This is a genomic window from Nocardiopsis sp. JB363, assembly GCF_900143625.1.
Taxonomy (GTDB): Bacteria; Actinomycetota; Actinomycetes; order Streptosporangiales; family Streptosporangiaceae; genus Nocardiopsis.
This window is the reverse complement of sequence record NZ_FRFF01000204.1, coordinates 1-10872: the sequence shown is the minus strand read 5'-3', so window position 1 is coordinate 10872 and position 10872 is coordinate 1. Positions and strand designations below refer to the sequence as shown.

Below are 10872 nucleotides of genomic sequence, written 5' to 3'. Positions count from 1 at the left end.
ATCTGATTGCGCGACCTGACCCGTTCAAAAACAGTGCCTAGTGACGGGGACCGTTCGCCCCAGGTTACCGATTTCCGCTGTCCCGCACCTTCGAACCCGCGAAGTCGATCATCGCGTTTCGCGAGTTCAGGTGCCCATCGGCGTCAGCGAGATCGCTGCGCTGGTGGCGAGCCTGGCCACATTCGCTGCCACGGTGAGCCGTTCGGCCTCCTCGGTCATGCGCAAGCTCGCCGCCGCGTTGCCTCCCGAGCGACCCGGCTCGACCACTCCGCCTATACCGTCGCGCTGAACGGTGTGGGCGAGGGCGGCCGAGTCCACCGACGGAGGATCGGCACATGTTGGCGACGGTGGGTCAGGTGGCGGGGTGCTGGGCGGCGACGTCCAGCACCCAGGTGACACCGAAACGGTCGGTGAGCTGCCCGTAGAGCGGCGCCCACGGGGACGGGCCGATGGGCTGCTTGACCTCCGCTCCATCGACAAGCCTGTCCCAGTAACCCTGAATCTCCTCAGGGGCGTTACCACGGACGGAGACGAAGAACGGGTCCTTCCCCCGCTCCCACTCCAGGTGGGGATACACGTCATAGGCCATGACGCTGAACCCGTTGTCGGCGGTGACCTGGCCGAAGGTCACGTGATCTGCGGTGGCGGGGTCGGTGTTGCCCATGTCGGCGTAGCTCGCGATGGTCAGCTCACCGCCGAACACCGTCTGGTAGAACTCCAGCGCATCGCGTGCGTCGCCACGGAAGTTCAGATGCGGTGTGACGTTGATGGTCATGTCGATGACTCCTCGAATCCCTCTTTTGATGGAGTGGGGCCGGTTTCCCGGCCACAGGAGGAGCCTCACAGCGGTACCGGTCAGCGGGTGTCCGCTTCTTCGCGCATGATGACTGACATGGCCGGATCACCGTCGAGAATGTTGAAGCTGCTGTCGTTGCTGGAATCCCGCCGTGACTGGCCTGGCCGGGTGCTGTCCGAGCGACTGGAGATCAGCGACCGCACGCTACGCCGCGATATCGACCACCTGCGCGAGCTCGGCTACCGGATCACCACGTTCAAGGGCCCCGACGGCGGTTACCGGCTCGACGCGGGTTCGGAACTGCCACCGTTGCTGTTCGACGACGACCAGGCCGTCGCCCTGGCCACCGCGCTCCAGACCGCCGCGGCCTCGGGCGCGGCGGACGGTGAAGCGGCGCTGCGGGCACTGACGACGGTGCGGCAGGTGATGCCCTCACGGCTGCGCCACCGGGTCGACTCCGTGACCTTCTCGACGCTGCCGTCCGACACCGAAGTGGTGGCCGACCCCGCGAAACTCCTCGCTGTGAGTACGGCGGCCAGGGCGTGCGAGGTACTGCGGTTCGGCTACGTGTCGGTGAGAGACGATCCGGATGCCGAGCCGTCGCGGCGGCGCGTCGAACCACGCCACGTCGTGTTCGGGAACGGGCGCTGGTACCTCGTCGCCTGGGACCTGGACGTCGACGACTGGCGCGTCTACCGACTCGACCGGATGAGTCCCCGCATCCCCACCGGGCCCCGCTTCACCCCCCGAGCAGTGCCCGGCGGGGACGTCCGCGACTTCCTCGCCGGGCGTTTCAAGGGGTCGGTCGGTGAGAACACGTGGCCCTGTACCGGCGAGGTCGTGCTGCACCTGCCGGCCCAGGAGGTGATCCCGTTCGTCACCGAAGGGACCGTCGAGGACCTCGGCCCCGACCGATGCCGGCTCAGGGTCGGGTCCTGGTCGTGGGTGGCACTCGCCGCCTCGCTCGGTCGCTTCGACACCGCCCTCACCGACGTGGCACCACCCGAACTCGCCGACGCGTTCGCCCTGCTCTCGCGACGCTTCGCGGACACGTCGATCCGGCCGCGTGACGGAGCGGCCGTACCTTCTCAGAACGAACCCGATAGAAGGAGGACCACCGATGGATGACGAGTCTTTGCTGCTCGTGGACGTGGCGGCGTGGCGATCCTGGCTCGACGTGAACGAGAACGCTTCGAATGGCGTGTGGCTGGTGATGGCGAAATCGGGAACGGTCGTGCCGACTTCCCTGACGTATGCCCAGGCGCTCGATGAGGCGTTGTGCAGTGGATGGATCGATGGTCAGCGAAGGAAACGTGACGGCACGACGTTCCTCCAACGATTCACGCCCAGACGAGCGAGGTCGATCTGGTCGCAGCGCAATGTCGGACTGGTCGAGGCACTGATCGCACGGGGCCGCATGCGACCACGGGGGCGGGCGGAGATCGAACGCGCCCGACTCGATGGTCGCTGGGAGCGCGCCTACCCTGGATCGGCGGCCATGGATGTGCCCGAGGACGTGGCCACGGCGCTCGCGGAGTCACCGCTCGCGGCGCAACGGTTCGCCGAGCTGGAAACGGGCCGACGCTACCCGCTTCTGCTCCAGGTCGTCACCGCACCATCCGAGCTTCGAGGCCGCCGCATCGCCGCCATGATCCGACGGCTGGAGGCTCCGGGACCGCCCTCTCGATGACCCGGATGGTGGCATCGCTCGTCCACGCGGAGATCGTCCCACCGCGCCCGAGCTTCCATTTTCGGCTGCTCGACGATGGATCAGAGGTACTTCCTCAGGGCGTCGGCTTCGACCCGGAGACGCTGAGCCGCGTCGCTTCGTCCGAGCGATTCGTACCGCTCGGCTTCCACGACCCGCTCCTCGACCTGGGACCGCAAGAGCTTACGCACCTCTTCGACCGACAACGCGCGCCGCTCCCTCTCGGTGGAACCGACCCCGGCCCCGACACCGGCGACGTGCTCGCTCACCGACTCCACGGAGGTGTCCGGCGCCGCGACGGCTTCGGCGTTGTCCAACGCGGCGATCGCGGTGCGCAGGGCGGAGACCACCTCGGACCGCCGAGCCTTCATCGCGATGACCAGGTCGGCGCGGAGCTTCGTTCGCAGCTCGTGGACGGTCTCGGGGTTCGTAGCCATGCGGCTCTCCAAGGTTCAGGGCATCGGTCGGCGGCTCCGACTCGATCAGGATACTCCCTATCGCTCCCTGTGTGTCCAGATAATTTCCCTGATGGGGAAGCTTAGGGAGTAAAAGTTCGGCGGTAGCGCAGGGGCGGCTCCCCGAAAGCGCGGCGGAAAGCGTGAGAGAACGCGAAGGGCGACCCGTAACCCACCCGGGCGGCCACCTCCTCCACCGCCAGTTCGGTGTCGCGCAACAGCCCCTTCGCCCGGTTCATCCGCCACCAGGTCACGTATCCCATCGGCGGTAGGCCGGTGAGCGAAGTGAACCTGCGGGCGAAGGTGGCCCGGGACATCCGGGCGGTTTCGGCCAGGGCCGTCACCGTCCAGGAACGCGCCGGATCCCGGTGCACCGCCGCCAAGGAGGCCCCGACCCCCGGATCGGCCAGCGCCCGCGCCCAGCCTTCCGCCTGACCACCGACGGCCGGCTCCAGGCAGGCGCGCAGCACGTACAGCAGCAACGCGTCCAACAGCAGGGGCAGCAGGGCGTCGCCGCCGGGCCGCGAACCTTCCGTCTCCTCGCCGAGCCCCGCCAGAACCCGGGCCAGACCCAGGTCACCGGCTCGAACGTGGACGTGCTCGGGCAGTCCGGTGAGCAGCGGGTGTGCCCGCTCTCGATCCAGTCGGTATCCGCCACAGACGAGGATCATCGGCGGGCCACCGTCGGGCTCGCCGTAGGTGTGGCGGTCGAACCCACCTTCGCCGGGGCGGGCCTCCTCCAAGGTCTGATCGGGCCTGACCGGATGGTCGGCCAGCCCGTATCCGTCGCCGTGCGGGGAGAACACCACGTCACCGGGGCCCACGTGCATCGGCTCGCCGTCCCTGTCCGGGAACAGCCAACACGTGCCCTCCAGCACCGCCATGAACCCGGCGACCTCGGGGTCTCCGGGCAGGTACCAGCCCCAGGTGCCGTGCATGTCGATCCGGGCGCCCCCGGGGGTCCCCGCGCGCATCGAGGTGACCACGTCGCTCAACAGGTCCATGCGGGGAGCCTAACCGGACCGTCCTTCGGGCTGAGCGTTCAGCGAAGGAAAAGCAGTGAAACAAACATGGATCGTCTCGCCGGTGCTTTCTAGGGTCGACGGTACGACCCGAGAAGGAGGCACCATGTCCACCGCCGAAGAACTCTCCCGCACACCGCTGACCGAGGACCACTCCTGGCGTGAGCTGGTGGTGCTGCCGGGCACCCCGTTCATCGAGCCGGCCACCGTCACCGTCGAGGGCGACCCCGCCGGAGCACCCGAACCCGATCGCCTGGCCGTCCCCGAGGGCCCGCCCCTGACCCTGCGCACCACCGAACGCCATGGCACTCGGGTGGTGGTGGATCTGGGGCAGCTCGCCATGGGCCACCTGGAGGTGCGCGTCGAACGGATCTCCGGAGCGCCGCTACGGGTGGCGCACGCCCAGTTCCGCGACCAGCTCGCCCCCGAGGGCGACGGCATTCAGGCCTTCTTCGGCACCGACGCCGCACCCTGGTCCAGGGTCGACCTGTTCGATCCCCGCGAGGCCCCCGCCACCCTGGTGAGCGAGGGCAAACGCGAGACCCGCTACCTGCTGCTGACCCTCGACGGCCCGGGTGAGGCCGTCATCGGCCACGTACGGTTGCGCTCCACCGTCTACCCGGTGACTCGCGACGGCCACTTCCTGTCCAGCGATCCGCTGCTCAACCGGGCCTGGCACCTGAGCGCCCACACCGGTGACCTGGCCTCCGTCAGCGAGGACAGCGACCTGCCCGGCGCGCCCGAGGGCCCCAGCCCGTGGATGCTCACCACCCCGTTCGACCGCGTGCTCTTCATGGGCGACCTGCACATGCAGGCCTTGGCCGGCTACCAGCAGAGCGACGATTACCGGTGGCTGGTGCGCAACTCGCTCATGCGGTTCGGCTGGGTACAGAACCCCGACGGTTCCCTGCCCATGGCCGCCTCCCACCTGGTCCACGGCGACCCCGAACACCCGAACGAGCCGGGGCCGCCCAACGGCTGGCGGGTACCGGAGAACGGCCCCGATCCCGACCGGGCCCTGGGGTTCGTGGGCGAGGACCTCTCGCTGTTCCACGACGGCACCATCCACAGCTTCACGGCCTTCTGGGTCGCCGCCCTGACCGACCACCACCTCCACACGGGTGACACCGGGTTCGTGCGTCCGCTGCTGCCGGTCGCCCGCCGGGCCGTCGCCTTCCTGGAGAGCCGTACCGACCCGGACGGTCTCTTCCGGGAGGAACAGGACCGCCGCACCGACCCGGACGCGCCGTTGGCCCTGGTCGCCAACTGGTCACCGCTGGACCTGGCCGCGGGGGTCGATTCCCTCACCAACGCCGTCCTGTACGACGCCCTCAAAGGGATGGCGGCGCTGGAGCGCGAGGTCGCCGACGACCCCGACGCCGCCCGGCACCTGGAGGAGCGAGCCGAACACCTGCGCGTGGCGCTGCTGACCCGACTCTGGGACGAGGAGACCGGCGCGATGGTCCTCAACACCGACGATCCCACCGGTGACCACAGCGGGGACGCGAACGCGGGCAACCTGGTGTTCGGCACCCTGGACCCCGAGCGGGCCCGCCGGGCGATGGACTTCCTGGGCACGAAACTCGCCACCCCGTACGGCACCCGCTCCAGCGAGTTCGAGGAAAACCCTTACCGGGCCTCGGACATCCAGGGTTACATCCAGGCCCTGGAGGCGCTGGGCCGCGTGCGCAACGGCGATACCCCGGGCGCCCTCGACCTGATCCGCCGTTGGTGGGGCCACATGTTCGACCAGGGGCCGGGAACCGGTTGGTTCGCCTGGGAGAACGATGGGACCCGGCCGAGCGGCGCCTTCGCGAGCACCCCGTGGACCACCGCCGTGCCGGCCCTGGGCGAGGGGGTGCTGGGCGTGCGACCGACCGCACCAGGGTTCGAGAACTGGCGGGTCGCGCCGCAGCCGGCCGACCTGGAGTGGGCGCAGGGCAGGGTGCCCACGCCCGGTGGGGGACTGGCCGTGCGCTGGTCCCGAAGTGAAGCCTCTGGTTCCTTCGTCCTCACGGTGGAGCCCTCCGAAGGCGTGGGCGAGGTGGTGCTGCCGCTGCTGGGCCGGCCGCGCCGGGTGTCGGTGGACGGGGTGCCGCGCTGGGACGGCGAACGTCCGGTGAACGGGCCCGGCGCGCACTTGGGCGAACCGCGCCTTCGCGGCGACGACCTGGTGTTCGGCCAGGTCACCGGTGACCACACCTTCGCCTGGTCGGGGGACACGCACGGCCAGTAAGCGCTTTCCCATCGCCGGTCGGGTCGCGGTTCCGCTCTGCGCCCCGACCGTTCGCGTGTTTCGTCGGCACCGGGTGCTTCCCTCGCCGGCCATAGGCGTCGATTCGGGCTTTGATCTGCGGTTTCATGTCGGACCAGGAGCGTGAATCGTCGAGGCCCTCGGCCTCGCCCTCGTGGCGGGACACCATTGACACCTGTGGGGCCCGGTGTTAAAAATGTCGCAATCCATTGCTTGGATAGCGCTTACCAAGCCGATGGGGACGCTTTCTTCACGCATCTTCACACGCGGTGGTCGGGCCGAGCCCGCCCTCGTCCTCGAAGGGAAGTCCCGGCATGCCCCAACCCCCCGGCCGATTCCGCAACCGCCCCGGACCGACGACCGGCACGGCCGCCGCGGTGACCGCACTGGTCCTGGCGATCTCCGCCTGTGGGGGATCGGGTGACGACGGGACCGTCCAGCTGCGTTTCTCCTGGTGGGGTTCGGACGAACGCCAGTCCACCATGAACGAGGTCATCGCGAACTTCGAGGCCGACAACCCCGGCATCACCATCACCGGGGAGAGCACCGACTGGGGTTCCTACTGGGACCGGCTGGCCACCAACACCGCCGCCAACGACGCCCCCGACATCGCCATGCAGGAGGAGCGTTACCTGCGCGAATACGCCGAACGAGGCGCCCTCCTGGACCTCAACGAACTGGACGGCCTGGACCTGTCCGGGCTGGACCCGCTCATCGCCGAGAGCGGCGACCTGGACGGCAGCACCTTCGGGGTCGCCAGTGGGGTCAACGCCTACGCCATCCACGCCGACCCCGAGGCCTTCGAGGCGGCGGGCGTGGACATGCCTGACGACCAGACCTGGACGTGGGACGACTACGTCGAGATCTCCGCCGAGATCACCGAGGCCACCGACGGCGAGTACGTCGGCACCCAGAGCATGGCCTACAACGAGGCGGGCTTTCAGGTCTTCGCCCGCCAACACGGGGAGAACCTCTACGCCGAGGACGGCTCGCTCGGCTTTTCGAAGGACACCCTCGCCGCCTGGTTCCAGATCACCCAGGATCTGGCCGACAACGGCGGCCAGCCCGGCGCCTCGGAGAGCGTGGAGATCCAGGCGGGCGGCATCGACCAGTCGGTGGTCTCCACCAACCGCGGCGCCATGGCGCACTTTTGGACCAACCAGCTGGTCGGCGTGAGCGAGACCTCCGGGCGCGACATCCAACTCCTGCGGTACCCGGGAGAGACCGAGTCCGACCGCACCGGCCTGTTCCTCAAGCCCGCCATGTACTACACGGCCTCCGCCGGGACCGACCACCCCGAGGAGGTCGCGCTCTTCCTCGACCACATGATCAACGACCCGGCCGCCTCCGAACTGCTCTTGGCCGACCTCGGGTTGCCCTCCAACCTGGAGGTGCGCGAGGCGATCCTGGGCGAACTGTCCGAGGCTGACAGCCAGACCGCCGAGTTCATGTCGGAGATCGAGGGCACCATCGTGGACGGCAACCCGCCCCCGCCGATCGGCGCCGGCGAGGTCGTGGAGATCAGCAGCAGGGCCACCGACAACCTGCTCTTCGGCGACATCACCGCGGAAGAGGCCGCCGAGCAGTTCATCACCGAGGTCGAGACGGCCACCGGCGGCGGCTGATCGGGCCACCGAGAGCCCACCCGAAACCCCCGCGCGGGAGGGCGGTCCCCTCCGCCCTCCCGCGCCCCCGGACCACAGAACGGACAGTGGATGTCGACCACCACGCCCGGAGCAGCCTCCCAGGACCGCGTCACCCGGGTCCGGATCTCCTCGGTGACCCTGCCCCTGGAAACCCCCATCAGTGACGCCAAGGTCCTCACCGGACGCCAACGCCCCATGACCGAGGTGGCGATGCTCTTCGCGGAGATCGACACCGAGGCCGGCCATGAGGGCATCGGGTTCGGGTACTCCAAACGGGCCGGAGGCCCGGGCCAGTTCGCGCACGCCCGAGAGGTGGCCCCCGCGTTGTTGGGTGAGGACCCCAACGACATCGAACGGATCTGGGACAAGCTCGTCTGGGCGGGCGCCTCGGTGGGCCGAGGAGGACTGTCCACCCAGGCCATCGCGCCCTTCGACATCGCCCTGTGGGATCTCAAGGCCAAGCGGGCCGGGCTCCCGCTGGCCAAGCTCCTGGGCGCCCACCGCGACTCGGTGCGCTGTTACAACACCTCGGGCGGGTTCCTGCACGCCTCCACCGAGGAGGTCCTGGCCAACGCCACCGCGTCCCGGGAACGCGGTATCGGGGGGATCAAGATCAAGGTCGGACACCCCGACCGTGCCCGAGACCTGGCCCGGGTGGCGGCGGTCCGCGAGCACCTGGGGGATGACTTCCCGCTGATGGTCGACGCCAATCAGCAGTGGTCACGGGCCGAGGCGCGACGGATGTGCCGGAACCTGGAACCGTTCGACCTGGTGTGGATCGAGGAGCCCCTCGACGCCCACGACTTCGCCGGGCACGGGCGCCTCGCCGAGGTCTTCGACACCCCCATCGCCACCGGTGAGATGCTGACCAGCGTGGCCGAGCACGCCGAGCTGATCCGGCATGGCGGAGCCGACATCGTCCAGCCCGACGCGCCCCGCATCGGCGGCATCACCCAGTTCCTCAAGGTGCTGGCGATGGCCGACCGGAACCACCTCCACCTGGCGCCGCACTTCGCGATGGAGATCCACGTCCACCTGGCCGCCGCCTACCGGCACGAGCCATGGGTGGAGCACTTCGAGTGGTTGGATCCGCTCTTCGAGGAGCACCTGGAGATCGCGGACGGCCGCATGCACCTTTCCGGCCGTCCGGGGCTGGGGATCACCCCGAGTGAGCGGATGCGCGAGTGGACCGTGGACACTCACGAGGAAGCCCTCTGAGCCACGGGTAGTGGACCGCCGCCCGGCACGGGTTCAGCCACGACCGTGCCGGGTGCGGAAGTCCCGAGCACCCGGGGCGAGCGCGGCCAGCGCCGGGACGACCACGCACAGCGCGGCACAGCCCAGCAGGACCGCCTCGGCGCCGAACGCCTGAGCGGCCGGGGCGATCAGCGCCAGCCCGACGGGCGCGAACCCGTAGGCGAACAGGAAGTCCAGGGACGACACCCGCGCGAGCTTGTCGGGGGCTACCTCGCGCTGGGCGGCGGTGAACCACGGGACGTTGAACAGCTCCACGCCCAGCCCCACCACGGAGTAGGCGGCGAACACCACCACGGCGCCGACCGGGAACGCCAGGCTCAGCGGGGCCAGGGCGTACAACCCCAGCCCGAACAGCGCCCACCAGCCCTGCGCGCGGGGCTTCCAGCGCGATACCAGGACGGCGCCGACCAAGGCGCCGGCGGTGTAGGCGGTCAGGGCTCCGGCGAGCACGGCCTCGGTGCCGTAGTGGTCGCGGCTGGCCAGCGGCAGCAGCACGTTGGTGGCCGAGTAGCCCAGGGCGATGACGGTGGTCAGGGCGGCCAGCCCGGACAGGAACCAGGGGTGGCGGCGGGCCTCGATGAGTCCCTCGACGAACTCCACGTGGAAGGGGGCGCGCTCGCGCGGGGCGCCGGGAACGGTGTTCGTGCCGCGGGGCAGCAGGGCGGCGGCCAGCCACAGCCCGGCGGTGACCAGCAGCAGGACCGACGGGCCGGTGACGGTGGCGGCCAGGGCGGTCAGGCCGGGGGCGAGCAGGGTGACCACACGTACCGAGAAGGTCAGGGCGGCGTTGGCCTGCTGACGGTCCTCGACGGCGACGATCTCTGCGGTCAGGGCCTGAAAGGCGGGGCGGCACGCGCCCTGGCCCACGCCCACCACGGTGGCGGCCACGGCCATGAGCGTGGTGGAGGTGCCCAGTCCGGCGGCCAAGACGGGGGTGGCCACGGCGGCGGCGAGCCCGGACCACAGCACCACGGCGCGGCGTGAGTGGCGGTCGGCGAGCAGTCCGCCGAGGGGGACGGCGACGAGGAACCCGGCGGTGCGGGTGGCCAGGACCAGCCCCAGACCGACGGCGCTCAACGACCCGTGCAGGACGGCGAGTCCGAGGATGAACGGCATGGCCCAGGTGGCCATGCCGGACGCGGTGGTGGCGCACCATAGGCGGACGAAGTCCGGGCGCAGCAGCGGGGAGGGGCGCCGGGCTCCGGTCGTGTTCGGCGTCGTCGTCGAGGACACGGGCAGTTCTCTTCTCTGGTCGCTTCGGGGTGTGGTCGCGCACCACTCTAGTGAAAACGATAATCACTTGCGCGCATCTTCGTGTGTATCACCTCGGATGGGTCGCAGGGGCTTCGTTTCGGAGGTCGCCCTGGCCTGTGCACCCGTCCGAGGTGCGTCGGGGATGTCGTCCCGGGGTCGATTTTCGGGTGCTTCTCACCACGCTTCGGCTCTCCGGTGAGGGTTCCGCGCGGGTCGGCCTCGGGTGGAGGGGGGTCCGTGGTCGCGGGGGTTCGGTGCTCTGTGGCGGGGGGAACGAATGGTGGGGGTGCGCGGGTGTCCGGTGCCCTCGAACCGACCTGAAGGGCGGGCTCGATCGACCGCTCCACCTGTTCGTTTTGCTCATTAGGATGACAACGGTTTTCATTATCGACTATAGTCGCCGATCGAACCACCGGAAAGGTCATCGCCCGTCCAGGAAGATCCCCTGGAGTATCTCGCCGTGGTGGCAGGTGGCCTGTC

General features: G+C 69.7%; 10 protein-coding genes. 5 read left to right on the top strand and 5 right to left on the bottom strand.

Annotated elements, in window-relative coordinates:
• Nucleotides 1-126 precede the first annotated feature (126 nt).
• Both BQ8420_RS32125 and BQ8420_RS30925 read right to left on the bottom strand, forming a co-directional pair.
• A complete protein-coding gene (locus BQ8420_RS32125; RefSeq protein ID WP_087104068.1) occupies nt 127-318 on the bottom strand; it encodes a hypothetical protein in 192 nt (63 codons plus the stop codon).
• A gap of 34 nt (nt 319-352) precedes the next feature.
• Complete coding sequence (locus tag BQ8420_RS30925) at nt 353-775, bottom strand: VOC family protein (RefSeq protein ID WP_087104066.1); 423 nt, start codon at nt 773-775, stop codon at nt 353-355.
• Nucleotides 776-913: 138 nt separating this feature from the next.
• Here BQ8420_RS30925 and BQ8420_RS30920 point away from each other — a divergent pair, with 138 nt between their 5' ends.
• Together BQ8420_RS30920 and BQ8420_RS30915 are read left to right on the top strand one after the other, a co-directional pair.
• Complete coding sequence (locus BQ8420_RS30920) at nt 914-1924, top strand: YafY family protein (protein ID WP_200816163.1); 1011 nt, start codon at nt 914-916, stop codon at nt 1922-1924.
• The gene (locus BQ8420_RS30915) at nt 1917-2486 is read left to right on the top strand and encodes a YdeI family protein (protein ID WP_087104062.1); all 570 of its coding nucleotides are present in this window, start codon (nt 1917-1919) and stop codon (nt 2484-2486) included. The genes BQ8420_RS30920 and BQ8420_RS30915 overlap by 8 nt, the downstream gene beginning before the upstream one ends.
• Before the next feature lie 80 nt (nt 2487-2566).
• Here BQ8420_RS30915 and BQ8420_RS30910 read toward each other — a convergent pair whose 3' ends face one another.
• Together BQ8420_RS30910 and BQ8420_RS33175 are read right to left on the bottom strand one after the other, a co-directional pair.
• Nucleotides 2567-2941 (bottom strand): hypothetical protein, encoded by a 375-nt coding sequence (locus tag BQ8420_RS30910; RefSeq protein WP_087104060.1) that lies wholly within the window; start codon nt 2939-2941, stop codon nt 2567-2569.
• Nucleotides 2942-3042: 101 nt separating this feature from the next.
• A complete protein-coding gene (locus BQ8420_RS33175; RefSeq protein ID WP_087104058.1) occupies nt 3043-3963 on the bottom strand; it encodes an AraC family transcriptional regulator in 921 nt (306 codons plus the stop codon).
• 124 nt (nt 3964-4087) lie between these two features.
• Here BQ8420_RS33175 and BQ8420_RS30900 point away from each other — a divergent pair, with 124 nt between their 5' ends.
• The 3 genes from BQ8420_RS30900 to BQ8420_RS30890 all read left to right on the top strand — a co-directional run bounded on the left by BQ8420_RS30900 (nt 4088) and on the right by BQ8420_RS30890 (nt 9099).
• Nucleotides 4088-6217, top strand: coding sequence for an alpha-L-rhamnosidase C-terminal domain-containing protein (locus BQ8420_RS30900; protein ID WP_087104056.1), 2130 nt, complete (start codon nt 4088-4090; stop codon nt 6215-6217).
• A gap of 332 nt (nt 6218-6549) precedes the next feature.
• Entirely contained in the window at nt 6550-7860 is a 1311-nt protein-coding gene (locus BQ8420_RS30895; RefSeq protein WP_087104054.1) for an ABC transporter substrate-binding protein, read from the top strand.
• A 90-nt stretch (nt 7861-7950) separates the two neighbouring features.
• Nucleotides 7951-9099, top strand: a complete 1149-nt coding sequence (locus tag BQ8420_RS30890; RefSeq protein WP_087104052.1) for a mandelate racemase/muconate lactonizing enzyme family protein — start codon at nt 7951-7953, stop codon at nt 9097-9099.
• 33 nt (nt 9100-9132) lie between these two features.
• Here BQ8420_RS30890 and BQ8420_RS30885 read toward each other — a convergent pair whose 3' ends face one another.
• Nucleotides 9133-10371, bottom strand: coding sequence for an MFS transporter (locus BQ8420_RS30885; RefSeq protein ID WP_087104050.1), 1239 nt, complete (start codon nt 10369-10371; stop codon nt 9133-9135).
• Nucleotides 10372-10872: the final 501 nt, after the last annotated feature.

Excerpts from the sequence above, each read along its gene's own strand:
- BQ8420_RS30920 (WP_200816163.1), top strand. The coding sequence starts at position 914 with ATGTTGAAGCTGCTGTCGTTGCTGGAATCCCGCCGTGACTGGCCTGGC.
- BQ8420_RS30910 (WP_087104060.1), bottom strand. The coding sequence starts at position 2,941 with ATGGCTACGAACCCCGAGACCGTCCACGAGCTGCGAACGAAGCTCCGC.
- BQ8420_RS30895 (WP_087104054.1), top strand. The coding sequence starts at position 6,550 with ATGCCCCAACCCCCCGGCCGATTCCGCAACCGCCCCGGACCGACGACC.
- BQ8420_RS30890 (WP_087104052.1), top strand. The coding sequence starts at position 7,951 with ATGTCGACCACCACGCCCGGAGCAGCCTCCCAGGACCGCGTCACCCGG.
- BQ8420_RS30900 (WP_087104056.1), top strand. The coding sequence starts at position 4,088 with ATGTCCACCGCCGAAGAACTCTCCCGCACACCGCTGACCGAGGACCAC.
- BQ8420_RS30925 (WP_087104066.1), bottom strand. The coding sequence starts at position 775 with ATGACCATCAACGTCACACCGCATCTGAACTTCCGTGGCGACGCACGC.
- BQ8420_RS30915 (WP_087104062.1), top strand. The coding sequence starts at position 1,917 with ATGGATGACGAGTCTTTGCTGCTCGTGGACGTGGCGGCGTGGCGATCC.
- BQ8420_RS33175 (WP_087104058.1), bottom strand. The coding sequence starts at position 3,963 with ATGGACCTGTTGAGCGACGTGGTCACCTCGATGCGCGCGGGGACCCCC.